At 68.1% G+C, this 24,822-nt stretch carries 29 protein-coding genes; 14 read left to right on the plus strand and 15 right to left on the minus strand.

The window, feature by feature from the left end:
- Positions 1-15: 15 nt before the first annotated feature.
- Positions 16-1,413: a chloride channel protein gene (locus A5705_RS25675; RefSeq protein ID WP_068281060.1), complete on the plus strand. Its 1,398-nt coding sequence runs from the start codon at positions 16-18 to the stop codon at positions 1,411-1,413.
- Here A5705_RS25675 and A5705_RS25680 read toward each other — a convergent pair.
- A complete protein-coding gene (locus tag A5705_RS25680; RefSeq protein WP_068280856.1) occupies positions 1,410-1,958 on the minus strand; it encodes a Dps family protein in 549 nt (182 codons plus the stop codon). The genes A5705_RS25675 and A5705_RS25680 overlap by 4 nt on opposite strands.
- A gap of 69 nt (positions 1,959-2,027) precedes the next feature.
- Complete coding sequence (locus A5705_RS25685; RefSeq protein WP_068280859.1) at positions 2,028-2,939, minus strand: DNA-3-methyladenine glycosylase; 912 nt, start codon at positions 2,937-2,939, stop codon at positions 2,028-2,030.
- A gap of 59 nt (positions 2,940-2,998) precedes the next feature.
- Between A5705_RS25685 and A5705_RS25690 the strand changes: the two genes are divergently transcribed.
- Positions 2,999-3,400, plus strand: a complete 402-nt coding sequence (locus A5705_RS25690) for a nuclear transport factor 2 family protein (RefSeq protein WP_067883955.1) — start codon at positions 2,999-3,001, stop codon at positions 3,398-3,400.
- Here the strand turns inward: A5705_RS25690 and A5705_RS25695 are convergent.
- From A5705_RS25695 to A5705_RS25705, 3 genes are all read right to left on the minus strand, one after another.
- Positions 3,394-3,774: a DUF427 domain-containing protein gene (locus A5705_RS25695; protein ID WP_067883957.1), complete on the minus strand. Its 381-nt coding sequence runs from the start codon at positions 3,772-3,774 to the stop codon at positions 3,394-3,396. The genes A5705_RS25690 and A5705_RS25695 overlap by 7 nt on opposite strands.
- A 68-nt stretch (positions 3,775-3,842) precedes the next feature.
- Positions 3,843-4,874 carry an NAD-dependent epimerase/dehydratase family protein gene (locus A5705_RS25700; RefSeq protein WP_067883959.1) on the minus strand — a complete coding sequence of 344 codons (1,032 nt, stop codon included), beginning with the start codon at positions 4,872-4,874 and terminating at the stop codon, positions 3,843-3,845.
- Positions 4,871-5,377: a nuclear transport factor 2 family protein gene (locus A5705_RS25705; protein ID WP_067883961.1), complete on the minus strand. Its 507-nt coding sequence runs from the start codon at positions 5,375-5,377 to the stop codon at positions 4,871-4,873. The genes A5705_RS25700 and A5705_RS25705 overlap by 4 nt, the downstream gene beginning before the upstream one ends.
- Positions 5,378-5,611: 234 nt before the next feature.
- Here A5705_RS25705 and msrA point away from each other — a divergent pair, with 234 nt between their 5' ends.
- The 4 genes from msrA (at position 5,612) to A5705_RS27570 (ending at position 9,222) form a co-directional block, all read left to right on the plus strand.
- Complete coding sequence (gene msrA / locus A5705_RS25710; protein WP_067883962.1) at positions 5,612-6,127, plus strand: peptide-methionine (S)-S-oxide reductase MsrA; 516 nt, start codon at positions 5,612-5,614, stop codon at positions 6,125-6,127.
- Between the two features lie 199 nt (positions 6,128-6,326).
- Positions 6,327-7,940, plus strand: coding sequence for a benzoylformate decarboxylase (mdlC, locus tag A5705_RS25715; protein ID WP_067883964.1), 1,614 nt, complete (start codon positions 6,327-6,329; stop codon positions 7,938-7,940).
- A 61-nt stretch (positions 7,941-8,001) separates the two neighbouring features.
- Positions 8,002-8,616, plus strand: a complete 615-nt coding sequence (locus A5705_RS27565; RefSeq protein WP_082956690.1) for a hypothetical protein — start codon at positions 8,002-8,004, stop codon at positions 8,614-8,616.
- A 6-nt stretch (positions 8,617-8,622) separates the two neighbouring features.
- Complete coding sequence (locus A5705_RS27570) at positions 8,623-9,222, plus strand: CdaR family transcriptional regulator (RefSeq protein ID WP_082956691.1); 600 nt, start codon at positions 8,623-8,625, stop codon at positions 9,220-9,222.
- A 1-nt stretch (position 9,223) separates the two neighbouring features.
- Here A5705_RS27570 and A5705_RS25725 read toward each other — a convergent pair whose 3' ends face one another.
- Positions 9,224-10,540 (minus strand): cytochrome P450, encoded by a 1,317-nt coding sequence (locus A5705_RS25725; protein ID WP_067883968.1) that lies wholly within the window; start codon positions 10,538-10,540, stop codon positions 9,224-9,226.
- 148 nt (positions 10,541-10,688) lie between these two features.
- Here A5705_RS25725 and A5705_RS25730 point away from each other — a divergent pair, with 148 nt between their 5' ends.
- Together A5705_RS25730 and A5705_RS25735 are read left to right on the plus strand one after the other, a co-directional pair.
- Complete coding sequence (locus A5705_RS25730; protein ID WP_067883970.1) at positions 10,689-11,285, plus strand: TetR/AcrR family transcriptional regulator; 597 nt, start codon at positions 10,689-10,691, stop codon at positions 11,283-11,285.
- A 32-nt stretch (positions 11,286-11,317) separates the two neighbouring features.
- Entirely contained in the window at positions 11,318-11,530 is a 213-nt protein-coding gene (locus A5705_RS25735; protein ID WP_067883972.1) for a molybdopterin-binding protein, read from the plus strand.
- Positions 11,531-11,552: 22 nt separating this feature from the next.
- Here A5705_RS25735 and A5705_RS25740 read toward each other — a convergent pair whose 3' ends face one another.
- Both A5705_RS25740 and A5705_RS25745 read right to left on the minus strand, forming a co-directional pair.
- Positions 11,553-12,443, minus strand: coding sequence for an alpha/beta fold hydrolase (locus tag A5705_RS25740; protein WP_067883974.1), 891 nt, complete (start codon positions 12,441-12,443; stop codon positions 11,553-11,555).
- Positions 12,444-12,478: 35 nt separating this feature from the next.
- Positions 12,479-13,714, minus strand: a complete 1,236-nt coding sequence (locus A5705_RS25745) for a sulfotransferase (protein WP_067883975.1) — start codon at positions 13,712-13,714, stop codon at positions 12,479-12,481.
- A gap of 28 nt (positions 13,715-13,742) precedes the next feature.
- On the opposite strand from A5705_RS25745, the gene A5705_RS25750 reads away from it, so the two are divergent.
- Both A5705_RS25750 and A5705_RS25755 read left to right on the plus strand, forming a co-directional pair.
- Complete coding sequence (locus tag A5705_RS25750) at positions 13,743-14,318, plus strand: TetR/AcrR family transcriptional regulator (RefSeq protein ID WP_067883977.1); 576 nt, start codon at positions 13,743-13,745, stop codon at positions 14,316-14,318.
- On the plus strand, positions 14,315-15,418 hold the full coding sequence (locus A5705_RS25755; RefSeq protein WP_067883979.1) for a DUF1214 domain-containing protein: 1,104 nt from the start codon (positions 14,315-14,317) through the stop codon (positions 15,416-15,418). The genes A5705_RS25750 and A5705_RS25755 overlap by 4 nt, the downstream gene beginning before the upstream one ends.
- A gap of 137 nt (positions 15,419-15,555) precedes the next feature.
- Here the strand turns inward: A5705_RS25755 and A5705_RS25760 are convergent, their stop codons facing one another.
- The 4 genes from A5705_RS25760 to A5705_RS25775 are packed head-to-tail and all read right to left on the minus strand — an operon-like array spanning position 15,556 to position 19,405.
- Positions 15,556-16,599, minus strand: a complete 1,044-nt coding sequence (locus A5705_RS25760) for an LLM class flavin-dependent oxidoreductase (protein WP_068280863.1) — start codon at positions 16,597-16,599, stop codon at positions 15,556-15,558.
- On the minus strand, positions 16,599-17,123 hold the full coding sequence (locus tag A5705_RS25765) for an SRPBCC family protein (protein WP_197517084.1): 525 nt from the start codon (positions 17,121-17,123) through the stop codon (positions 16,599-16,601). The genes A5705_RS25760 and A5705_RS25765 overlap by 1 nt, the downstream gene beginning before the upstream one ends.
- A gap of 54 nt (positions 17,124-17,177) precedes the next feature.
- The gene (locus tag A5705_RS25770) at positions 17,178-18,284 is read right to left on the minus strand and encodes an acyl-CoA desaturase (protein WP_068280866.1); all 1,107 of its coding nucleotides are present in this window, start codon (positions 18,282-18,284) and stop codon (positions 17,178-17,180) included.
- 26 nt (positions 18,285-18,310) lie between these two features.
- Complete coding sequence (locus A5705_RS25775) at positions 18,311-19,405, minus strand: ferredoxin reductase (RefSeq protein ID WP_068280871.1); 1,095 nt, start codon at positions 19,403-19,405, stop codon at positions 18,311-18,313.
- A 70-nt stretch (positions 19,406-19,475) separates the two neighbouring features.
- On the opposite strand from A5705_RS25775, the gene A5705_RS25780 reads away from it, so the two are divergent.
- Complete coding sequence (locus A5705_RS25780) at positions 19,476-20,150, plus strand: TetR family transcriptional regulator (RefSeq protein WP_067883989.1); 675 nt, start codon at positions 19,476-19,478, stop codon at positions 20,148-20,150.
- Positions 20,151-20,188: 38 nt separating this feature from the next.
- Here A5705_RS25780 and A5705_RS25785 read toward each other — a convergent pair whose 3' ends face one another.
- Positions 20,189-20,545 (minus strand): hypothetical protein, encoded by a 357-nt coding sequence (locus tag A5705_RS25785; protein ID WP_067883991.1) that lies wholly within the window; start codon positions 20,543-20,545, stop codon positions 20,189-20,191.
- A gap of 215 nt (positions 20,546-20,760) precedes the next feature.
- On the opposite strand from A5705_RS25785, the gene A5705_RS25790 reads away from it, so the two are divergent.
- Entirely contained in the window at positions 20,761-21,135 is a 375-nt protein-coding gene (locus A5705_RS25790) for a DUF732 domain-containing protein (RefSeq protein WP_068280874.1), read from the plus strand.
- A 141-nt stretch (positions 21,136-21,276) separates the two neighbouring features.
- Here A5705_RS25790 and A5705_RS25795 read toward each other — a convergent pair whose 3' ends face one another.
- On the minus strand, positions 21,277-21,882 hold the full coding sequence (locus A5705_RS25795; RefSeq protein ID WP_068280877.1) for a GNAT family N-acetyltransferase: 606 nt from the start codon (positions 21,880-21,882) through the stop codon (positions 21,277-21,279).
- A gap of 52 nt (positions 21,883-21,934) precedes the next feature.
- On the opposite strand from A5705_RS25795, the gene A5705_RS25800 reads away from it, so the two are divergent.
- On the plus strand, positions 21,935-23,029 hold the full coding sequence (locus A5705_RS25800) for a F420-dependent hydroxymycolic acid dehydrogenase (protein WP_067883997.1): 1,095 nt from the start codon (positions 21,935-21,937) through the stop codon (positions 23,027-23,029).
- Between the two features lie 86 nt (positions 23,030-23,115).
- A complete protein-coding gene (locus A5705_RS25805; RefSeq protein WP_067883999.1) occupies positions 23,116-23,694 on the plus strand; it encodes a hemerythrin domain-containing protein in 579 nt (192 codons plus the stop codon).
- A 56-nt stretch (positions 23,695-23,750) separates the two neighbouring features.
- Here A5705_RS25805 and A5705_RS25810 read toward each other — a convergent pair whose 3' ends face one another.
- Positions 23,751-24,647 carry a manganese catalase family protein gene (locus A5705_RS25810; protein ID WP_067884001.1) on the minus strand — a complete coding sequence of 299 codons (897 nt, stop codon included), beginning with the start codon at positions 24,645-24,647 and terminating at the stop codon, positions 23,751-23,753.
- Between the last annotated feature and the right edge of the window lie 175 nt (positions 24,648-24,822).

Consider the following 24,822-nt stretch of genomic DNA (forward strand, 5'->3'; position numbering starts at 1 on the left):
CCCACGGAGTCCCAAGTGGCGCCGGTGGCCTCCGGACCCGCCGCCGGCGGACGATTCGGGGCCTCGATCCGCAAGTCGGGCTACCTGCAGAAGTGGTTGCTACTGGGCGTCACGATCGGTTTCATCGCCGGCCTGGGGGCCGTCGTCTTCTATTTCGTCCTCAAGTACACCGCCGAGTTCCTGCTGGGCTACCTGGCGGGCTACCACCTACCGACGCCGGTCGGTGAGGGCGGCAGCCACGGGTCGGCGGGCTTTCAGCGCCCGTGGGCGCTCCCGCTGGTGACGACGGGAGGCGCGTTGCTGTCGGCATTCATCGTGGCGAAACTGGCCCCGGAGGCCACCGGTCACGGGACCGACGAAGCCATCCAGGCGGTGCACGGTGATCCCCGCGCCATCCGCTTCCGGGCGGTGCTGGTGAAAATGGTGGCCAGCGCGCTGACCATCGGCTCGGGCGGTTCGGCCGGCCGCGAAGGCCCGACGGCGCAGATCTCCGCCGGCTTCTCCTCGCTGCTCACCCGGCGGCTGCACCTGTCCGACGAGGACGGCCGGACGGCGGTGGCGCTCGGCATCGGCGCGGGCATCGGCGCGATCTTCGCCGCGCCGCTGGGCGGCGCGGTCCTCGCAGCCTCGATCCCCTACCGCGACGATTTCGACTACCGCTTCCTGCTGCCCGGCTTCATCACCTCGGGGACGGCCTACGCGGTGCTCGGGGCGTTCCTGGGCTTCGATCCGCTGTTCGGCTACATCGACGCCGAGTACCGGTTCGAGAAATCCTGGCCGTTGCTGTGGTTCGTGGTGATCGGCCTTGCTGCGGCAGCCGTCGGCTACCTGTATGCCCGCACCTTCCACACCACGGTGCGGCTCACCCATCGGCTGCCGGGCGGGCCGGTGCTGAAGCCGGCGCTGGGCGGACTCCTCGTCGGCCTGTTGGGCCTGGTGATTCCCCAGATCCTCAGCAGCGGCTACGGCTGGGCGCAGCTGGCCGCCGATCGCAGCTCGCTGATGGCGATCCCAATGTGGATCGTCGTCATCCTGCCGATCGCCAAGATCGTCGCCACGTCGTTGTCGATCGGCACCGGCGGCTCCGGGGGCCTGTTCGGCCCCGGGATCGTCATCGGCGCCTTCGTCGGTGCCGCGGTCTGGCGACTGGGCGAGCTGTCGGGCCTGCCCGGCGTGCCGCACGAACCGGGCATCTTCGTCGTCGTGGGGATGATGGCGTGCTTCGGCAGCGTCGCGCGCGCACCGCTGGCGATCATGATCATGGTCGCCGAGATGACCGGCTCGTTTTCGGTGGTGCCCGGAGCCATCCTGGCCGTCGGGATCGCAGCGCTGGTGATGTCGCGCACCAACGTCACCATTTACGAGGCACAGCGGCTGAACCGGGGGGCCGCGGCCGCCGAGCGCGCGCGTTAGGGGGTGCTGCGCGCGCTGCTCGCGGCGTCCCGTTCGGTGGGCGAGCCCTCATGGGTCAGCTTGCCGCCCGCGCTCTCCAGGTGCGCCCGCACGAACCACTGGAACTTCTCCAGGTGCCCGGCCTGATCGATCAGCAGGTCCTGGGTGACCTTGTCGAGTTCCTCGGTCTCCTCGATGTATTTGCGGATGTCTTCGATGACGCCGGTGTAGACGAGGTCCAACGCGGCCAGGTGCGCCTGCACGCAGTCGCGGCCGACCGAATAGTCGTCCCACGTGCGGTCGTTCAGGATGGCGCCCGGCGTCCCCTGCGGCGATGCGCCCAGGGCCGCGATGCGCTCGGCGACGTCGTCGGCGAACCCGCGGACCGCATCGACCTGCGGGTCGATCATCTCGTGCACGCCAATGAAGTTGGGGCCCACCACGTTCCAGTGGATGTGCTTGAGCGTCAGGTGAAGGTCGTTGTAGGTGCTGAGTTGCTTTTGCAGCAATTCGGTAAGTCGCGCAGCCTGTTTGTCGGTCAGACCCGGAATGGTGAACTGCGTCATCGATCCCTCCCCTGGTTCGCACACGGTCTTTTCGGTGGGTTACCCGGTGGCCGTTGCCGGAAACCCGGGCTAGAGCTCGCTGATGTGCTGCACCGGCAGCCGGGCGCCCCGCCGGGGCTCGTAGGCCAGTCCGCTGGCTTCGAGCAGCCGAACCACCCGGTGACGGTGCGGTCGCATCGGCTCGAGCAGTTCGAGCATCACCGCGTCGTCGACCGGGCGGCCCAGCAGGGTCCAGCCGATCATCTTCGGGATGTGGTAGTCGCCCACCGACACGGCGTCGGCGTCACCGAATGCGCGCTGCGCGGTTTCGGCGGCCGTCCACTCACCGACCCCCGGCAGGGACGTCAGCGCTTGGCGGGCCTGTTCGCCCGGCCGCGACACGAGCCGTTCCAGCGACGGCGCCCGCCGCGCACAGCTCACCACGGCCTGCGCTCGTCGTGGGTCCACGTTGGCGCGATGGAATTCCCACGACGGGATGTGCCGCCAAACCTCGGCCGAGGGCGGCACCCGCATCCCGGCCGGGGCCGGGCCGGGCGCCGGGGTGCCGTACTTCGAGACCAGCAGACGCCAGGACCGGAACGCGTCGGCGCCCGGGACCCGTTGCTCGATGATCGCCGGGATCAAGGCTTCCAGCACCCGTCCGGTGCGGCCCAGCCGCAGGTGCGGGACGCGCCGGTGGGCGGCGGCGACGGTAGGGTCGCGCGGCACGAAGTCCGAGGCGTCGTCGTGGGCGCCCAGCAGCGCCGGCAACATTTCGACGAACTCCTGCGCCCCGCCGCCCCACGCCACACAGTGGGCGGCGTTGGCGGCCGCGCGGGTGATCCGCGCCGTGACGGGACCGGTCGGCAGCAGGCTGGTTCGCCAGATGGAGCCGTCGCCGGTGACCCGGAAGCTCGGGTCCCGGGGCCCTCGGCGCAGGGGCGCCAGGGTGTGCCCGAAGCTGGCCGCCCCGGGGAACGTGACCGTGCGCGCGCTTTCCACGAGGTCCTCTCCAGACCGCCCTGATTGACCGTCAACCGTGTCCAAGACAATATTGCGATGTGGCAACGCCGTTCGATGACCCGCAGGGCGAACTGGCCTGGATGTTCCTGCAGAGTACGAGCGAGGGCGGGGACGTCGATGAGGGCTTCGCGCTGCTCAGCGACGACTTCACCTATTGGACCCTCGCCACGCGCAAGGCGTGCGACAAAGAGACCTTCCGGGCAGCGATCGAGCGGCGCAAACGGGACCTCGAGCTCACCATCGACATGGTGCGTTGCGTCAACGAGGGAGACACGGTGGTCGTGGAGGCGCAAGCCAGCGGCACCACCGTCAACGGCGCCGAATACGACAGCCCGTTCGTGTGCATTTTCGACACCCGCGATGGCCTGATCGTCTCGATGCGCCTATACAGCGACACCAGAGCGCACGAGGATGCGCTCCCGGGGTGGCTGCCCTACTGAGCCGAGACGCTGATCTCCGCCTTGTTGGGGTAGAAGGCGACGTGCCCCGCGATCGCCGCCACGGCCGGGTACGGCTGCTCGTACGTCCAGATCACATCGTCGACGGTGTCGCCGGCCGACGTGGTCAGGCTGTAGTAGCTGGCGTCCCCCTTGAACGGGCAGTGGGTGCTGGTGTCGGTGCGGGTCAGCCGGTCGCTCACCACGTCTGCCAGCGGAATATATTGCACCGCAGGCAAAGTCGCCTCACGCAACTCCAGGGCAGCGGTGGTGTCCGCTACGAGCTCGCCGTTGACACGGACCTGAACCCGGCCCTTCGTCGGCTCGATGGTGATCGGATGCCCGGCGCTGGGCTCCTTGATTTCCGGGTGGCTCATGAGTTCCTCCTCAGACACGGGTAAAGCGTGCAACAACGGCCCGGGCCCAACGCTTCCCGAGCCGCGGCCTAATCGGCCTGGGCGGCCTCGCCTTTGCGCGCGCCCTGCGCGTCCTTGAGTGCGACCCAGAACCGGGCCGCCTCGCGGATGGACTCCTCCACCGGGCGCGGCTGCCAGCCCAGCTCGCGAACCGCCTTGCCGTGGTCGACGGGGGCCTCGGCGCGCATCATCCGCACCGACTCGAGGCTGAGTTCGGCGTCCTCGCCGGTGATGCGCGCCCTGAGGCTGCCCACCGCCCCGAGCGCATAGAGCACCGGGACCGGAATGGACCGCCTCGGCGGCGGCACACCGGCCTCGTCCGCGGCGATCCGCACCACGTCGCTCAGCGCGATCATGCGCTCGGAGATCAGGTAACGCTCCCCGATGCGCCCGCGCTCGGCGGCGATGATCATGGCCCGGGCGGCATCGTCGACGCCCACGACTTCCAGTTCGATGCCGTCCATCAAGAACGGCAGCTTGCCGAACACGGCGCCGGCGATGAACGCGCCGTGCGGGGTGCGGCCCCAGTCCCCGGCGCCGTAGGTGGTCGAGACGCACATGGCGACAGCCGGCAGCCCGGCCTCGGCCACATACCGCATCACCAGATCTTCCGCCTGGACCCGAGATTGGACGTAGGCGGACACCCGGCGCGAGCCGATCCTGTCTTCCTCGGTCGCCACGTGCCCGCGCCGCCGGCCCACCGTCGCGTAGGTGCTGGTGAAGACGAACCTGCGCAGGCCGGGTTCTTTGACGGCGACGTCGAGGACGTTGCGCAGGCCTTCGACGTTGGTGCGGAACAGCGGCGCCGGGTCGCGCAGCCAGGCGCGGGTGTCGACGACGCAGTAGTAGACGTCGTCGACGCCGTCCATCGCCTCGCGCAACGTGGCGGTGTCGAAGACGTCGCCGCGAAAGCGGGTGAGCTCGAGGTCGTCGATGGCCCGCGTGTTGGCGGTCGGCCGCACCATCGCGCGGACCTCCGCCCCGTCGCCGACGAGCTGGCGGGTGACGTGCGAACCGAGAAAGCCGTTCGCGCCGATCACCAGCTTGGGATGCGTGCTCACTCGGCTCCTCCGTATTGCTGCATCCAGCGCGCGGCGTCCTCGTCGAGGGTGCCCAATGCCTGCGCCTTGCGGCACCATTTCATTCCCGCGCGCAGGAAGCGCAGCGGGTTGTAGATGTCTTCCTCGCGGCTCCACTGGCCGTCGCCGGCGTAGGTGATGATCGTGATGTTGGTGGCGCTGATGACGCTGCCGTCGCCGGGGTCACGCATCGGGTTGTCCAGTTCGAGGATCACCCGCCCGGTGGACTCGTCGATCACCGACCACAACGTCGGGAACGCGACCATGTGGCTGCCCGGGAAGGTGGTCATCGTCTGCCGGATCCAATCGCGCACCTCGTCGCGGCCATGCATGGTGCCCGCTGCGTGCTCGACGTACTCGACGTCGGGTGTGTACTGCTCGACCCAGGTGTCCCAGTCCCTCGTTTCTGCGGCCCGGGCAACCGTCGCCTCGAACTGCTCGAACGCGGAAGCCAGCTCGCTGCGGGAGAACGCCGGCGTAGTCATGCCGAAACTAGAACACGTTCTATTGACCTTTGTCGAGCGTCGGCTCACCGGGGTCCGGGCGGCCGCGTCCCCGGCCCTTCCGCAGAACGCGAAACTGCTGCGAGTTTTTCGCCGATTTTTGCAGCCGTTTCACGCTCGGCGCGCGAGGGCGACGGCTCTCACCAGCGACTCCGGTAGCCGCGCCGATTATGCGGGATAATCGGGCGGTGTAAGCGGACGGCAAGGAGGACGAGCATGGCGGCGTATGGTAAGGCGATTCTCGCGGGCGGCTGCTTCTGGGGCATGCAGGACCTGATCCGCAGGCAGCCCGGCGTGATCTCGACGCGGGTCGGGTACACGGGCGGCGACGTCCCCAACGCGACCTACCGCAACCACGGGACGCACGCCGAGGCCATCGAAATCGTCTACGACCCCGCGGCCACCGACTACCGCACGATGTTGGAGTTCTTCTTCCAGATCCACGATCCGACAACGAAAAACCGGCAGGGCAACGACCGGGGCACCAGCTACCGCTCGGCCATCTTCTACCTCGACGACGAGCAGAAGCGGATCGCGCTGGACACCATCGCCGACGTGGAGGCGTCGGGGCTGTGGCCCGGCAAGGTGGTGACCGAGGTCAGCCCCGCGGGTGATTTCTGGGAAGCCGAACCCGAGCACCAGGACTACCTGCAGCGCTACCCCAACGGGTACACCTGCCACTTCGTGCGTCCCGGTTGGAAGTTGCCGCGCCGCGCCGCCGCCGGCCAATAGCCAACGGCGAAACCGTTCCCGCGGGTGGTCCCGCTCCCACAGTGTGGACAACCACTGTGGTCGCGTCGAGATGCTGTCGGTCAGAACATCGACAACACGCCCCCACGAGCCCGAGAATCTAACGCAATAGGGATCGAGCGCCCGCACACGCGGGCGCTCGATCCATTCGGGTAAGCCACCACGAAGGGATCTTTGGCTCATGCCGTCGAAAAACACCGTCTGGGATGTCACGTACGATCTGCTGCGCACCTTGGGCTTGACGACGGTTTTCGGCAATCCGGGCTCGACCGAGCAGACGTTCTTGAAGAACTTTCCCGACGACTTCACGTACGTGCTCGGCCTCCAGGAGGCGTCGGTGCTGGCGATGGCGGACGGCTTCGCGCAGGCGACCGGCAAGCCGTCACTGGTGAATCTGCACACCGCTGCCGGCACCGGCAACGCGATGGGCAGCCTCATCGCGGCGTACAAGAGCAACACCCCGATGATCGTCACCGCCGGTCAGCAGACTCGCGAAATGGTCTTGTGCGAGCCGTATTTGACCAACACCAGCGAAACGCTGCTCCCGCTGCCATGGGTGAAGTGGGCGTACCAGCCGGCCCGCGCCGAGGACGTGCCGGCGGCGTTCATGCGCGCCTACACGGTCGCGGTGCAGCCGCCTGCCGGGCCGGTGTACCTGTCGATCCCCCTTGATGATTGGGACAAGCCGGCACTCGGGCCCGCGGTCGTCCGCACCGCCAGCCACCGTAGCGCGCCCGACGCGGCACGCCTCGGCGATTTCGCCGAGCGCATCAACCGGGCACACCGGCCGCTGGTGGTCATCGGCCCCGAAGTCGACCGCGCCGGCGGGTGGGACGCCGCCGTCGCGTTCGCCGAGCGAGTGCACGCTCCGGTGTATGCCAGTCCACTGCCCGACCGGCTGTCTTTCCCCGAGGACCACCCGCTGTATCAGGGCATGCTGCCGATGACGATCGCCGAGGTGAACGCGGTGCTGCGCGGCCACGACGTGGTCGTCGTCGTCGGCGCTCAGGTCTTCCGGTACTACCCGTACGTGGCCGGCGACTACCTGCCCGAGGGCACCGACTTGCTGCACATCACCGCGGACCCGTGGCTGGCTGGCGCCGCACCGGTGGGCGACAGCCTGCTGAGCGACACCTTGCTGGCCCTGCAGCAGCTCACCCCGCTGATCGAAGCCGGGTCGGGCCGGCCCACCCCCACCGCTCTGGACCGCAGCCCGGGCGCGGTGGAAGCCGCCACCGCCCCGTTCACCCCGGAGCAGGTGTACTCCGCGCTGAACACCGTGAAGCCGCCGGAGGCGGCGCTGGTCAACGAGTCGACGTCGACGATGGCCGAGCAGGCGCGCTGGTTGCCCACCGTGCGTTCGCACGCCTTCTTCGCCACCGGCAGCGGCGGTATCGGTTGGGGAGTGCCGGGCGCGGTCGGCGTCGCGCTGGGCGACCGGGTGGCCGGTCGCAGACGCGCCGTCGTGGCGACCATCGGCGACGGCTCGTTCCAGTACTCGATTCAGGCGATCTGGACCGCCGCGCAGCACAAGCTGCCGATCGTGTTCGTCGTGATGCGCAACGGCGAGTATGCGGTCCTGAAATCCTTTGCGCTGCTCGAGAAGACGCCGGGAGTCCCGGGCCTGGATCTGCCCGGCCTCGACATCGAATCGCTGGCGACGGGCTTCGGGTGCCGGGCCGTCACGGTGGCCGACACCGAACAACTGGTGAAGGAATTCAACGGCGCGCTCGGCGCCGACGGTCCCACGGTCATCGTGGTGCCCACCAAACCCCAACTGGCGCACCTGGGCTGAAGCAACGATGCGGGCCGCGGCCCAACGGTGCTGATCCCCTGACTCGGATTAGGCTGCCGCTATGGCAGCCGATTCCGCGGACGCACAACTCGCCGAACTCGGTGCGGCCCTGCTGTCGCGCGCCGACGAACTGGCCGACACCATGCTCGGGATCATGCGCCGCGACGTCGACTTTCACCGAACCGTCGCATTGGTGACCGACGACCAGCTGCGCGCGACGGTGCGCGACCATCTCGAGTTCATCCTTGGGGTTTTCGGTGAACCCGAAAGCGAATACGACACGGCCGCGGCCGCCGCCACGGGACGCGACCGCGCGGCCGCGGGCGTGCCGTTGCCCGCGGTCATGGATTCCTACCGCAAGTGCGCACGCTTCATCTGGGACGAACTGCGCGCCGAAGCGGTGCGGTCCGCAACGGTCAGCGACAGCGGCCTGGTGCATGCCGCCACGGCGATGTGGATGGCGCTGGATGAGTTCACTACCGCGATGGTGAGCGGATACCAGGAGGAAATGGGCCGCCAGCTTGTCCGCCGCCAACGGGAACGCTCGGCGATGGTGCAGGCGCTCATCGACGGCCGGCTGCCCGACAACCTGGACCTCTGGAATGCCGCCGACGCACTGAGGATTTCGCTGCGCGGGCCCTACGTCGTGGTGTGCGCCGAACTGGCCAGCATCTGACGCTCCGTGCTACCCGACATCGAGCACCGCCTCTCGGTACGGGGCATCTCGTCCACGTGGCGGTTGCAACCCGACATCGAGATCGGCATCCTGCATCTCGGTCCGCAGCCGACGCTCGATCCCGTGATCGAGGAACTCAGCGGATACCCGCCGACCCGAATCGGCATGAGCCCGCTGATCACCGACCTCGCGGAAACCGCCGGCGCGCTGCGATACGCGCGCATCGCGATGACGGGATGCCGTCCCGACCGTGCACCCGTCACCGTCTTCGACCGCGACGTGATGGCGGTGACGGCCGTGACCGACCCCGACGTGATGGGCCACATTTCGGCGACCGTCCTGGGCCCCCTCGACGACTTGCCCGACCACGACCGAGAGCTGCTGCTCGACACGCTGGAAGCATGGATCGACAACGGGGGTTCCACCGAGCGCGCGGCCCAGCAGCTCTACGTGCACCCCAACACGGTTCGCCAGAGACTGCGCAAACTCGAGCATCGGACGGGCCGTCTGCTGGCCGAACCCCGGGCCGCGGCGGAACTGTGTATCGCGCTGGAGACCGCCCGTCGCGCCCCGAAGCCGGCCCCCGGGCCGCGCGGCGCGCGCTGACTCAGCGCCGGTGCACCACGATCCGCCCGCCGTTCTTGGGCGTGTAGGTGACACCACGGCAGTGCCACGGCTCGCCCGGCGCTGTCGTGGTCTCTATGGTGAAGTGGCGCAAGACCGTTCGAAGCACCACGTCCATTTCCATGTTGGCGAACGCCGCGCCCACGCAGCGCCGCGCGCCGCCGCCGAAGGGGATCCACGCGAACGTCGAGGGCTTTCCACCGACGAAGCGTTGCGGATCGAAGCGCTCCGGTTCGGGATAGACGTCGGGGTCGTTGTGGATCTGCACGATGCTGACGATGATCGAATCTCCCTGCGGGATGACCCATTCCCCGAGCCGGAATGCCGGCGGACAGACGCTGCGGCCGACGAAATCGACAACCGTCCTGGCCCGCTGAACCTCGAGGATCGCCGCCTGGCGGAGCTCGTCACCGCCGTTATCGGCCTCCTCGACCAAGGCTGCCAGCACGTCGGGGTGGCGGCTCACCCGCTCGAAGGCCCAGGCGAGAGTCGCTGCCGTGGTTTCGTGCCCGGCCGCCAGCAGGGTCAGCAGCTCGTCGCCGATGTCGCTGCGGGACATGGCCGAACCGTCGTCGTAGGTGCTGCGCAACATCAGTGCGAGCACATCGGTTCGGTCGGCGAAGTTGGGGTCCGCCCGCTCGGCGGCGATCAGCCTGTCGAGGACGACGTCGTACTGGCGGCGCCACTCGGCCAGCCGGCCCCACGGACTGAACCGGCCGTAGGTCCGTTCGGGCTTGGGCATCGGCGCCATCCGCGACCCGAGCGTGACCCACGGCGGGATGAGACGGCGCAGCTCGTCCAGCTCGGCGCCGTCGGCCCCGAAGACGGCGCGCAGGATGGCGTTGAGCGTGATGTGCATCGTCGACGGCAGCGTCGCAAAAGGCTTGCCCTCCGGCCACTTTGCGATTTCGCGCAGGGTCTCCTCTTCGATGATCGCCTCGTAGTTCTTCATGCTCTTGCCGTGAAACGGCGGCGCCAGGAGCCGCCGGCGCTGCCGGTGCTCGTCGCGGTCGAGCGCGAAGACCGAACCCGACCCGAACAGGCGGCTCAGGTTGGGCTGGATGTTGCCGAGCTCCTCGGGACTGGTGGTGAAGATCTGCTTCGCCAGCTGCGGGTCACCGACCATCACCACGCGACCGTAGATCGGGATGTTGAGCGCGAAGACGTTGCCGTGGCGGCGAGCCAGCCGTTCCATCATGCCGCGCCGCGAGATCGCGAAGACGATTCCGCAGAGCAACTTCGGGATTCGGGGCGTCGGCGGCAACCGGACGGCCGGTGGGGCGGTGACGACGTCGCTCATGCGGTGATGTTCCCCATTTCTCCCCGGTTCGGGGTTGGTACCGCGATGTACCACAACCTTTTCCGCTACGGTACTCTGAAGTACCAGACCTGACAAGGTGCCGCATTCGCCGAAGGGGGCGCCGCCCGTGACATCAGCGGTAGACGACGTGCTCCGCGCCGACCCCCAGGCCGGATCGGATCCGTTCCGGCTTCGCCTGCTCGACGGCCTCGCCGCCTCGATCGGCGAACGCGGCTATCGCGCCAGCACCGTCGCCGACATCGTCCGCCACGCCCGGACCTCCAAACGCACCTTTTACGACCAGTTCGCCAGCAAGGAAGACTGCTTCCTGGAGCTGCTGCGGGCCGACATCGAGAAGCTCGGTGGCGGTATCGCCGCGGCCGTCGACCCCGAGGCCGACTGGCACCGGCAGATTCGTCAGGCCGTCGAGGCCTATGTCGCCCACATGGAGGCCCGGCCGGCCATCACCTTGAGCCTGATTCGTGAGCTCCCGTCGCTCGGCGACGTCGCCCGTCCGGTCCAGCGCCGGGGCGTGCAGATGTTGTCCAACCTGCTGATCGACCTCAGCGCCAGCCCTGGTTTTCGCCGCGCGGAGTTGCCACCGCTCACCGCGCCGCTGGCCGTGATCCTGCTGGGCGGCCTGCGTGAGCTGACGGCGCTGGCCGTCGAAGACGGCCGGCCCGTCCGGGAAGTCGTCGAACCCGCCGTCGACGCCTCCATCGCCCTGCTCGGCCCGCGACACTAGGCTCGTCGCTGACCCCGACCCGGAGGATTGCGATGCGACTGTCGACACGAAACCAACTCAAGGGAACCATCACCGAGGTCAATCTCGGCAGCGTGATGGCGATCGTCAAGGTGAAGCTCGACGGCGGTGAACAGATCGTCACGTCGTCGGTCACCAAGGACGCAGCGACCGAGCTCGGGCTTGCGGTCGGTCAGCCCGCGACGGTGTTCATCAAGTCCACGGAAGTCACCATCGGCGTCGAGTAGCGCCGAAACGCACCGCGGCGCTTCAACTTTCGGCGCGCAGGAAGGACCTGAGCCGGTCGAGGACCAGATCAGGCCGCTCCTCGACGATCCAGTGACCCGCGCCCTCGACGACCTCGACCTCGAAATCGCTGATGCGGTCGGCGTATCCGTCCAGCAGATCGACGGTCAGCACCGGATCTTTGGTGCCGCTCAGCCAGCGGACCGGCACGTCGACCCGGGTGTCGTCGTATTCGCCGCGCAGCCAGCGAAACACCTCCGTGCTCAAAAAGGTGCGGTACCAACGTGAACCGGCCAGCGCGTGCCCGGGCTGGCGCATGCACTCGATATAGAAGCGGACGTCGTCCTCGGGCACCAGGTATCCCCCGCCGACCCACGACGCCAGAGCGCGGTAGAACCGGGCCTTCGGATCGCCGACCACCCGCGGACCGATGACCGGCAACGCTATCGGGACCTGGTACCAGAACCGCCAGAGATTGCGGAGCATTTTCAGGTCGGGCTTCACCCACGGCGCGGACGTGTTCATCCCGAAAAACCCGGTGACCTTTTCCGGATGCCGCAGCATCATGGTGAACGCGACGGGTCCGCCCCAGTCGTGCGCGGCGAGTTTGACGGTCGCGACACCCAAGCGATCCAACACCGCGGCCAGGTCGTCGGCCATGTCGTTCTTGAGGTATCTCGATGGCGGCGCCGAGCTCCACCCCGCGCCCCGCAGGTCGGGGCACAGCACCCGATAGCCGTCGGCGGCCAGCGGACCGATCAGCGCGTGCCACTCCCACCAGTTCTGCGGAAAGCCGTGCACCAGCATCACGGCCGGACCATGGGCCGGACCGGCATCCGCGATGTGGATGGTGACACCGTCCCCCAGCTCGATGTACCTGTGTTCCACACCTTCCAGCGCGGGCATAGCGACCATGTGTTGAGAAGGTACTCGATGAGCGCCCGAGCGGATCAGGCGAGGAACCGTTCCACGTAGGGCGCGAAGCGCGCCCGCAGGCCGTCGTCGGTGAGGCCGAACATCTCGGCGGACGTCTCGACGTTTCCGAGCCGGCCGCGACGGTGGTCGGCCAGGTAGTCGGCGACCGCGGCGCGGGCCGGTTCGGTGAACGGTTCGCCGGCCAGCGCGTACACCTGCCCGGCGACGCCGAGCTCGTCGGCCATGAAACGGTCGAAACGGATGTCGATCGAGCGTTCCGGGCCGATGGTCTCACGATCGCGGACGAGCGCGGTCAGCATCCGGTCGAGGCGATCGACCCAGTAGGCCGCGATCTTCGGCACCGGCACCGGCGAGCGATGCATCCGCGCCGAGTAGGTGATCATCGCGATCATCGACAGCGCCACCGGGACGGGGTCGCGGTGGGTGAACACGACAATGCCGGCGGGGAAAACCCGATCGAGCACCGGCACCTGCTCGAGGTGCTGCGGCGACTTGAGCAGCCAGCGCCGCCCGCCGCGCAGGAACTGCATGGCCTTGAGCTGGCGGGCGAGGTACTGGTAGTGGGGCGTCTGGTCGTGGGCCTGGTAATAGTCGCGCCAGCGGGGCACGTCGGCCAGCGTCTCGAAGAACATCGTCGAAAAATCGTTGGCCAGCAATTGGATTTCCTCGTGCACGTGGTCGGCGGTCATCTCGTGCATCAGCGGGAAATACGGCATCACGGTATTGATCACGCCGACCCCGACGTCCATCCGGGTGCGCCGCGGATCCGGCTCGCTGCCGGCCTCTGCCGGCAGCGGGAACGGTTCGACGCTCTCCCAATACGGCATCGTGCGGAAGGTGGGAGCCGCCGCCAGCAGGTTGTGCAGGTGGGTGGTGCCGGTGCGGGGCAGGCCCGCGATCACGATGGGCGGCTGCAGTTCGATGTCATCGATTTCGGGGTGCCGGCGCAGGAGATCGGTGAACAGCAACCGGTTCTTGAGCAACTGCAGCAGCTGCGCGAAGAAGTTGACCGCGCCCGCCGGGTGCAACCCGTCGATGTCGCGCAGCGCGGCGAGGTAGACGTCGAGCCGCTCCCGGTAGTCTTGCGCGCCGAAATCGTGCAGTCCGGTGTCGGCGGCGGCCCTGGCGTGCAGCGCCTCGGAATCCAGCGGACATTCCGCGGCCATCGCGGCCATCATGTCGAGAATCTGCTGCGCCTCGGTGCTGAACCGGGGCCGGGCGAGGTCGTCAAGGCGAACGGCGTCGGTCACGCCGACTTATGTTACTCTCGGTTTCGTAATGGTAGTGGATTTTGGCCGACCCCGTGACCCCCGCATCGACGGCGCGGTGCTGAGCGCGACCGCCGAACTGCTCGCCGAGACCGGCTACGCCGGACTGCTGGTCTCCGCGATCGCCGAACGAGCCGGCACCAGCAAGCCCGCGATCTACCGGCGCTGGCCGAGCAAGGCTCACCTCGTCCACGAGGCGGTGTTCCCGATCGGCGCCGCCACCGAGCTGCCCGACACCGGGTCGCTGCCCGAGGACCTCCGTGAAATGGTCGCCCGCGCAATGGCTTTCCTGACGACACCGGCGGCCAGGGCGGCTTTACCCGGGCTGGTGGGCGAGATGGCCGCGGATCCGACCCTGCACTCGGCGCTGCTGGAAAGGTTCGGCGGCGTCATCGGCGGCGGGCTCACCGAGTTGCTGGGACGGGCCGCCCGCCGCGGCGAGGTCCGGCCGGACATCACCGCGGCCGAAGTCACCGAGGCCATCGCCGGTATCACCCTGATGGGCCTGCTCACCCGCGCCGGCGAACTCGACGGCGCCTGGGTCGACCGCACGACGAGGTTGCTGCTGAAGGGAATCCAAGGATGACGCACGAATCGACGGCCGCGTGGCAGGAGTTGCTCGCGACCCTGGGCGCCCTCGACCGCTCCTTCCTCGAGGGTGACCGTGCCGTCACCGACGATCGCCACATCGCCGACGGCTACCGCACGCTCGCCACCACGCTGGGCGTCGCGTTGGACACCTACCTGTTCCCCGAGCCCGGCCGGCCGCAGTTCGTCGCGGTGAACACGCCGTTCCGCCGGGACCGCCGGTGGGGCGGCGACAACACCGACGCCTATTACTTCCTGTGCCCGGTCGATCCGGAGCGGCGCTACCGCGTCAGCGGCAATCGCGGTGACAGCGTGTACTTTTCGGTGACGGCCTACAACGAGCCGTCGCCGGGCGCATGGTCGGACCGGGTGGTGGCGATCGTCAGGGACAGCGACCTCGACGTCGACGCCGACGGCAACTTCAGCTTCGAATTCCCGCCGACCCGGGACGCGGCCGTGCTGATGACGCGCGACTACCAGGCCGACCCGCTCACCGGCCGCCCGGTCGTCTGGCACATCGAGGCGCTCGACGAACCCGATCCCATCCGGCACGGCGACGCCGAGACCGCCGCCGGCCTGCGGGCGGCCGCCACCTGGTTGCGCACGATGTTCGCCATCGTGCCGCTGGCGGTAGGCACCCGCGTCGATGACGAACACGCGCTCGGTCACGAGACCGCCCACGCGGCAAACGAATTCGCCGAACCCTATCAGGTGCCCGACGCCAACTTCGGCTGGTCTGCCCGCGACGCGTGCTACGCCTACGGCAGTTTCGTGCTCGATGAGGACGAGGCGCTGGTGATCACGCACCGGCCCCCGCACTGCCGGTTCTGGAACATGGTGGTGTGGAACCAGTTCATGGCGACCTACGGCGCGGCAGACGCGCGTTGCTCGGTCAACGGGCACAGCGCCGTGCCCAACGGTGATGGCTCGGTGACGATCGTCCTGTCCCACGCGATGACGACCCACCCGAATTCGCTGACGACGCTGGGCTATCCGCAAGGCAACCTCGCGTTCCGCTGGTTCCTGGCCGACGGTGTGCCGCAGCGGCCCGAAGTGAAACTTGGGAAGGTATCCGATGCTCCGACGAGCGTGTACTGAACCGCGCTCCTGATCGGCTCGGGCACGCCGCTTAGCGAGCGTGAAGCCAGCCGCACGTTCGACACCGAGCGTGAAGCCAGCCGCACGTTCGGCGCGAAAGCCGAATGCCGCAGCGGCCCGAGGTGAAACTGGTGAAGCTACGCGACCTCGCGGACCAGCTCGATGGCCCGGCCTAAGGTCAACAGCTTGGCGTCCAACGTGTCGCCGGCGGGATACAGCCGCACGGTGTCGACGCCGGCGTCGCGCCAGACGGCGAGCCGCGACCGCACCATCTCCTCGGTGCCGATGAGCGTGGTGGCCAGCACCATGTCGTCGGTCACCAGCCCTGCCGCGCCGTCGCGGTCACCGCGTTGCCAGCGCTCCCGCACTTCGGCCGCCACGTCGGCCCAGCCCTGCCGGCCGTAGGCCTGGTTGTAGAAATTCGTGCTCGACGACCCCATGCCACCGAGGCTGAACGCGAGCTCCTTCTTGCGGCCCGCGATCATGCCGCGCAGCTCGTCCTCGTCCGCGGCGAAGGCGACCTCGGCCCCCTGACAGACGTCGATGTCGGCGCGAACGCGGCCGGCGTTCGCCAGCCCCTCGTCCAGGTGGGCGAAGTAGGCGTCGCCGGCGCCCTCCGGCACGAAGCTGGTGCCCAGCCAGCCGTCGGCGATGCGTCCGGTCAGGCGCAGCATCGCCGGTGACAGCGTGGCGAGGTAGATCGGAATGGGGTGCTCGGGCTTTGTCGACAGCCGCATCGGGACCGCCTCCCCGCCGGGACGGGGGATCTGAAATTCCTTGCCGGAGTGCGAGATTTTGCCTCCGCCGAACGCCTGCCGGACGATGTCGACGGTCTCGGCGATGCGTGCCAGGGGCCGGCTGAACGAGACGCCGTGCAGGCCCTCGATCACCTGCGGACCCGACGCGCCGAGCCCGAGCAAAAAGCGCCCGTCCGAAAGGTTGGACAGGGTGATCGCGGTCTGGGCGACCAGGACGGGCGACCGGGTGCCGACCTGCAGGATGCCCGAGCCGAGCAACATCCGCTCGGTCCGCGCCGCGAGATAGCCCAGCGCCGACGGCGCGTCCGAACCCCAGGCCTCGGCCACCCAGCACACGTCGAGGCCCAGCTTCTCGGCTTCCACGACCAGGGTTACGACTTCGGTTGCGGCGCCGGAGAACTCGACCGTCGTGGCCGTCCGCATCAACGGACTCCGCGTTCGGCCAGCCTCTTGAGCGCGGCGAGCGTCTTGATGATCGCGGCCTCGAATTCGCGCATCCGCACGAACACGATCTTTTCTTCCTTGTCGGGCATCGAGTCGATGGCCACCGACAGCCCCGAGCGTCCCGGCCCCATCCGCATCCAGAAGTTCAGCAGGGTGCCGCCGTCCCGGGGGTTCAGCCGAAATCGCCAAGTTGCCGACGGGTTTTCGGTTTCGCCCACCGCCCAGGCGAATTCGCGCGGGGGGTCGCACGCGACGATCTGCGAGGTGGTGCTCCACTTCCCGAACGCCTCATGCTCGTTGTGGCCGACGAAGCGGGCGCCGGTGCGGGGCCGGTCGGATCCCTCGGCCCACTCCACCGCCTTCAGCTCGTTGCTGAACGTCGGCATCAGCTCGATGTCGGAGACCAGATCCCAGACCCGCGCCGGGTCGGCGTCGATCCACGTCGAGGCCTCCACCGTGGGGGTGTCCGCGTAGCGCGCACCGGTCCATTCCACGCACCTCATTGTCCCCCGGAAAGGGCCCGAGGCAATGCTCCGGTGAGAAGCGGGACGGATACGTTATGCGGCGACGGCGAGCCGGTCGGCGGGCTTGTCGGGGCTGGGCTTGCCCGTCCACGAGTCCGGAAAGGTCAGCTTGACGATCTTGCGGACGACGGTGCCGAACTGGCGCACCAGCGGGCCCTGGTTGTAGGGGATCCCGTAGCGCCGGCAGATCTCCTGCACCTCGGGCGCGATCTGGGCATACCGGCGGGCCGGCATGTCCGGGAACAAGTGGTGCTCGATCTGATGCGACAGGTTGCCGGACAGCAGATGAAAGAGCTTGCCGCCGGTCAGATTTGCCGAACCGAGCACCTGCCGGAAGTACCACATGCCGCGGGACTCGTCCTTGGTCTCCTCGACGGTGAACTCGCTCGTGCCGTCCGGGAAGTGGCCGCAGAAGATGATCATGTACGACCACACGTTGCGCATCAGGTTGGCCGACAGGTTGCCCGCGAAGACGAACGGGGCGAACGGCCCGGCCAGCAGCGGGAAGGCGACGTAGTCCTTGAGCGTCTGCCGGCGGGTCTTCTTCCAGATCTCGCGTAGCACCTCACGCTTGTCGGCGAGCGTGATCTCGCCGGCGCGCCAGCGCTCGGTTTCCAGCTCGTGCAGCGCGACGCCGTACTGGAACAGCACCATCAGCAGGAACGCGTAGACCGGGTTGCCCAGGAAGTACGGCTCCCAGGGCTGGTCCTCGCTCATCCGGAGGATGCCGTAGCCGATGTCGCGGTCCATCCCGACGATGTTGGTGTGGGTGTGGTGCATGTAGTTGTGTGAGTGCCGCCATTGGTCGGCGGGGCAGGCGGTGTCCCACTCGAAGGACCGGCCGGAGATCGCCGGGTCACGCATCCAGTCGTATTGGCCGTGCATGATGTTGTGGCCGATCTCCATGTTGTCCAGGATCTTGGACACGCCCAGCATCGCGGTGCCCAGCGGCCACGCCGGCGGCAGGAACAGCAGGGCCCGGCCGCCGACCTCCAGCGCGCGCTGTGCCTTGATGACGCGGCGGATGTAGTCGGCGTCTTGTTCGCCGAGGTCCGCCATTACGCGTTCCCGGATGGCGTCGAGTTCGCGGCCGAAGGCGTCGGCCTGCTCGGGGGTCAAGGTGATCTCGTTGGGTGTCATGGCATTACTCCTCTCCATAAACAGATTCAGAGGGACAGGTCGACGTCGCCGACCGGGACGGACACGCAGATCTGCACGTCCTCATCGGGCTGGGTGGACACCGCGCCGGTGACCAGATTGCGCACGGTCCCGGTGGTCTTGCGCCGCGTGCAGGTGTGACAGATGCCCATGCGGCACCCGTTCTGCGGTGTCAGGCCGGCCGCTTCGGCCTGCTCGAGCAGGGACCGCCCGTCGTCGACGACGTCGATCCCGCTGTCGGCGAACGTGATTCGCCCGCCCGAAGGGTTGGGCGGCGCATCGAACGCCGGTGGTACGAAGCTCTCGGTGTGCACGTTGTCGCAGTGTTGCCGCACGGCGTCGACCAGAGCCGTCGGCCCGCAGACGAACACCACATCGGGGTCGGGCATGGCGGCGGCCAGGTGTTCGGGCCCGAAACGCCCTGCGAGGTCGCCGGCGTCGGCGCGGGTGTAGCCGTGCAGAACGCGGACGCCCGGCCGATCGTTGTGGGCGGCCAGCTCGTCGCGGTAACACGCCTCGGCGGGCGTGCGGGCGTAGTGCAGAAAGGCGACCTCACCCCGGTGGCGCTCGGCGATCAGCGTGCGCAGCATCGCCATGACGGGTGTGACGCCGCTTCCACCCGAGACGAGCAGGATCCGGCGCGGCAGCACCGCGGGCAATACGAAGTCGCCGCCGACGCCGGCCAGACCGACCACCATGCCGCGGCGGGCCCGTTCGTACAGGAAGGTCGACACCAGCCCGCCGTCGTGGTGGCCGATCGTGAGCTCGAGGTGGTCGCCGCCTTCGGCGTTGGCCGGTGAATAGCAACGCGTGTGCCGGCGGCCGTCGATGTCGACGGTGAGGTTGACGTACTGGCCTGCCCGGACGGTGTGGCGGGACTTGAAGGTCGCGTTGGGCGCGAGCGTGAGCGTGACGCTGCGCGGCGTGCCGCGGCGCACGTCGACGACCTTGGCGCGGGCCTCGCCCAGCGTCCAGGTCGGCGCCACCAGCTCGGTGTAGCGGTCCACGCCGTGCGGACCGGCGAGCAGGTCCAGCAGGTCCGAGCCCAGCACGCGCTCCCGCAGGGTTTGCGCGAGATTCCGAGTCGCTGTTTGAGTGAACACATGTACACCGTGCGACCGCTTACCCCTGGTCGTCAAGGGTTTTGTGCCGGTTTGTGGTAGGGTTCACACAGTGAACAGCCGTGCTCCCAGCTCACGGCCGCATCGGTCGGGCCGCGAGCGCTCCCGCGAGAACCCGTCGCGCGAGGAGCGCAAGGAGGCCACGCGACGCGCGATCATCGCCGCGGCGCTCAAGCTGCTGCAGGACCGCAGCTTTTCCAGCCTGAGCCTGCGGGAGGTGACCCGGGAGGTCGGGATCGTGCCCGCGGCCTTCTACCGGCATTTCGAGTCGATGGAGGCCCTTGGCCTGGTGCTGATCGACGAATCCTTTCGCACGTTGCGCGACACCCTGCGCGGCGCGCGCGCCGGCAAGCTCGACCCGAACCGGGTGATCGAGTCGTCGGTGGAGATCGTCGTCGCCAGCATCACCGATCGCCGCGAGCACTGGCGGTTCATCTACCGGGAGCGCTCGGGCGGAGTCACCGTCCTGCGCTATGCGATCCGCACCGAGCTGCGCCTGATCACGTCCGAGCTCGCCACCGACCTCGCGCGCTTCACCGGCCTCAATGCGTGGAGCACCGAGGACCTGAACATCCTGGCGACCCTGTTCGTCAACTCCATGATCGTCATCGCCGAGGCGATCGAGGACGCGCAGACCGCCGAGGCACTGGAAGACATCCGTCGGACCGCCGTCAAGCAGCTGCGGATGATCACGATCGGGATCGCCGGCTGGCGCAGCACTCCGTAGCGACGAACGCTATGTGCCGGGAGTGAACACCCGAACACTCATTCTTCGCCCTCCCCGTCGACGACGTCGTACAGCGAGTCGCCGTCCTCGGGGGTGCCGTCGATCTGGCCCCGGTGAGCGCGCGCCGGACCACCGTCATCGGTCGGGCCGGTCCAGGCCGGCGCGTCGGCGGACACATCCGGCTCCTCCTCGGCCAGACGGGCGTCGAGGGATTCGCCCTCGCGCTCTTCGCGGGCCGTCATCCCGAAGCGGTCCGCTTCGCTCCAGCCCTCGGGCGGGTCGACGACGATGTCGCCGTCATCGTTGCGCAGCTCGTCGGAGTCGGTGCCTTCGCTCGCGTTCAAGGTGTCGCCCGGGCCGCCCTCTTCGGGAAAGTCGCCTGTGTCGCTAGCCATACGCCAACGGTTGCCCCGGCGCCCCGCGATTAAACGCGGTCAACGCCTCGCCCGCCGCATCACCCGGGTCCGCGTCGACGGGCGAAACAGGTCCTGACGAGACCGAACGCACCAGACCAGTGCGGGAATTTCGCAGTTCCCGATGTGACAAACCCCGCAGGCGCATACGCTCCGATCGTCCCGGCAACTTCACGGAGCGAAGAAGGTCTCGGCACATGTTCTTCCGCGCAGCTCAGGTCGCCGTAGCCGGGTCGGTGATCGGCGGGATCGGGTTTGCGGCGCCGGCCCTGGCCGACGTCGCCGACGACTACTTCATCCAGGCCCTCGATGGCTACGGGATGCAGTACGGCACACTCGAAAAGGCAATCCTCGTAGCCAAGACCTACGTCTGCGCTCAACTCGACGCCAACCCGGGCCAAACGATCAACGATGTCGTTTCCGGCGTGGCGAGCAACACCGGCTGGTCCAACGCCGACAGCGCTTTCTTCACCGGGTCGGCGATTGCCGCGTACTGCCCCGAGTACAAATACGTCGTCGACGCAAATGCACCAGCGCCGGTGGGCGGCCCGGAGAACGTGCCGATTTCTTAGGCACCGTTCCGCCTTTGACCGAGTGGGCATAACGCCCGGCGCCGAGCCGGGTGCGTGCGGAATGCTTCCTGACCCTGTGGCGGCGAACCGCACCGTGTCGGCAGCCGGCCCGGCTACCGTGTTGCCGCCGGCCTGCGGTACTCACCGCGGCGCACGCCACATCGCCCAGATCGGTGGGCCGCCGTGCGGCAGCCGGATCTCCCGGGTCACCGCGAAGCCGAAACGCTCGTAGTAGGGGACGTTCTCGGGCTTGCTCGACTCGAGATAGGCCGGGCAGTACTCGGCGTCGCAGCGGTCCAGCCGCGACCGCATCAGCGCCTGGCCGAAGCCCTGGCCACGAACCGTGGGGTCGCTGCCCAGCACGGCCAGGTACCAGTGCGGCTCCTCGGGATGCAGGCGCTTCATGAGTTCCTGCACCCCGCGCGCCCTCGCCGAACGCGACCCGAACACCCGGATGAAGCTCGGCATCATCGCCAACTCCTCCCGGCGAGAATTCCGCCAGCGACCGGGTGGATCCCACAGCGCCGCCGCACCGATGCCCGGCCCGTCGCACGCCACCTCGACGCCCCCGCCGGCCAGGTGGTGATGGCGGGTCATCGCCGAGAAGATCCGGGCCGCATGTCCAGAGCGCGTGCGCTCGTCGGGGCAGATCCACATGATGACGGGGTCGTCGTAAAACGCCCGGGCCAGGGTGCGCGACAGCTCGCCAACGTCGGCTTTGCGCGCGGGGCGCACCTGCGGGGTCACCCCGTCAGGCTAGTGGGTGAGTGGTCGGCCGTCAGATGGGTATCTTGAGCCCGTGACCGGCATCTCGCGGCGTGCGTTCGGGCGGATGGCCGCCGGCGCGGGTGTGCTGGGCCCGGTCGGATTTTCTGAGGCCTGCGGCAAATCGGGATCCGGCCAAAGGCCCGCCGGACCGCCGCCGCCCGCGGGCAAGGGTGTGGGGGTCGTGCTCTCGCACGAGCAATTCCGCACCGACCAGCTGGTGGCGCAGGCCCAGGCGGCCGAGCAGGGCGGCTTTCAGTACGTGTGGGCCAGCGACCACATTCAGCCGTGGCAGGACGACGAGGGCCACTCGATGTTTCCGTGGCTGACGCTGGCCCTGGTCGGCAACGCCACCAGCCGCATCTCATTCGGCAGCGGGGTGACCTGCCCGACATACCGCTACCACCCCGCCACGGTGGCCCAGGCGTTCGCCTCGCTGGCGCTCCTCAGTCCGGGACGGGTGTTCTTGGGACTGGGCACCGGCGAGCGACTCAACGAACAGGCCACCACCAACACATACGGCAACTACCGCGAGCGCCACGACCGGCTGATCGAGGCGATCGAGCTGATCCGGCAATTGTGGAGCGGTTCACGAATATCCTTCGCGGGCCGGTACTTTCAGACGAACTCGTTGAAGCTCTACGACACGCCCGCCACGCCGCCGCCGATCTTCGTGGCCGCCACCGGGCCCAAGAGCGCGAAACTGGCGGGTCAATACGGCGACGGTTGGATCACCCAGGCGCGCGACGTCACCGATTCGAAGTTGTTGGCCGCGTTCGACGCAGGGGCGCAGGCCGCCGGACGCGACGCCGCCAACCTCGGCAAGCGCGCCGAATTGTTCGCCGTCGTCGGCGACAACAACCAGGCCGCCCGTGCCGCCACTCTGTGGCGCTTCACCGCCGGGGCCGTCGATCAACCCAATCCGGTGGAGATCCAGCACGCGGCGGAGTCGAATCCGATCGACAAAGTCTTGGCCAACTGGACGGTCGGCACCGATCCCGCCCCGCACGTCAACGCCGTGCAGAAGGTTCTCGACGCCGGAGCCGTGCCGTTTCTGCACTTCCCTCAGGACGATCCCGTGGCCGCCATCAACTTCTACCGCATCAACGTGTTGCCCAAACTGCGCTGAACAACCTGGGCGACGGTCAGTTTCGGCGCCGCTGTCCGGGGTATCCGCAGGCCACTTCGAGTGACAGCCCAACTGGAAGGCAAGGCATGGACGCGATCACTTTTCTTCGTCAGGACCACCAAAGTGTGCTCGGCTTGCTGGAGACCCTCGACGGGGCGCCGTCGGGCTCGGGCGCCGAAAGCAGCGGGTTGGAGACGATGGTCAACAACCTGATCATCGCCGAGTCGCAGCACGAAGCGGTCGAGGAACAGTTCTTCTGGCCCGCGGTGCGCAACGCGATCGGCGACTCGCTCGCCGACAAGGCGATCGAGCAGGAGCAGGCCGGAAAGAAGCTGCTGCAGCGTCTCGAGGACGGCAAGCCGGGTGATCCGGACTACCACGAGGCGCTGCAAGAGTTCGTGAAAGCGGGCCGCGAACACATCGCCTACGAGCAGGAGGTGGTGTGGCCGCAGGTCGAGGTCGCGATCAGCCGCGAGGAGCTGGAGAAAATCGGCGAAAAGCTGGAGGCCGCAAAGAAAATGGCGCCGACCCGGCCGCACCCGGCCACCCCGCCCAACCCGGCCGTGCTGAAGACGGTGGGGATGGGCGCGGCGGTCGCCGACCACGTGCGTGACGCCGTCACCGGCCGCGCCAAGGACAACCCACCGGACCCGCAGGTGCACTAGGGCAAAGAAGCGAAGGCCGGGTGTCGAAGCATCGACACCCGGCCTTTTGCATCCAATCAGCCTGTGGGGCTGCGCTGTTCGTGAGTGAACGGCTTCTCGGCGTTGATGGCGGGTGACCCCGACGGGTTCTGCTCGGCGCCCTTGTTCCGGCGGGCGGCGCCGCCCAGCCACTGCTGCTCCGGCTTCTCCACGTACTCCCACTCCATGCCCTTGGGCCACGGCCCCTGCCCCTGGTTCCAGGGTCCGCGGTTCGACTCGCCGCCGCCGTCGGACATGTTGAACGCCACGTTTTGGAAGCGGGGGTCCGCGGGTAGCTGACCCGGTGGGAAGTTCACCGGGAGTTCGTTGAGCGCGGCGGTGAACTGCTGGTAATGGGTGACCTCACGGGTCATCAAGAAGGTCAACGTGTCCTGCACGCCAGGATCGTCGGTGAACTGCTTGAGGTACTCGTAGACGATCTTGGCCCGGGACTCGGCGGCCAGGTTGCTGCGCAGGTCCACCGTCGGGTCGCCGTTGGCGTTGACGTAGGAGCCCATCCACGGCACCCCCTGGGAGTTGCTCACGTCCGGGGTGCCGCCGTTCAGCGCGAAATACAGCGGGTTGACCGCCACCTGATGAATGATCTGCTCGCGGCCGTCGCTGCCGGCCACGGCGGGCATCCAGTCGCACCGCTCGTTGGCGATCTTGAGGTTGTCGTTGAGCCCGTCGAGCAGCATCGTGATCATCGAGCCGACCATTTCGAGGTGGCTGAGTTCCTCCGTGGCGATGTCCATGAACAGGTCATACATTTTCGGGTTTTTCCCGCGCAGGGCGAACGCCTGGGTGAAGTACTGCATGGCGGCCTTGAGTTCACCGTTGGCACCGCCGAACTGCTCTTGCAGGAGCGTTGCAAAGCGTGGATCCGGCCGGTCGACCCGGACCTCGAATTGAAGATCTTTGTTGTGCACGAACATTGGGCCTCCCCGGCGGGTTTTGAGATATTCCTGGTCGACGGCGGGTACCCCCGGGCTATGTGCCGAAACGGCGACCACAGCAAATTTTCGACCCCGACGATTTGGCCGCGACTTCGATCGATGCCTAGATTGGGCTGGGTCACCAGACACTGACCGATCAAACAGAATCCGGTTT

Source organism: Mycobacterium sp. E787, from assembly GCF_001668725.1.
Classification (GTDB): Bacteria; Actinomycetota; Actinomycetes; order Mycobacteriales; family Mycobacteriaceae; genus Mycobacterium.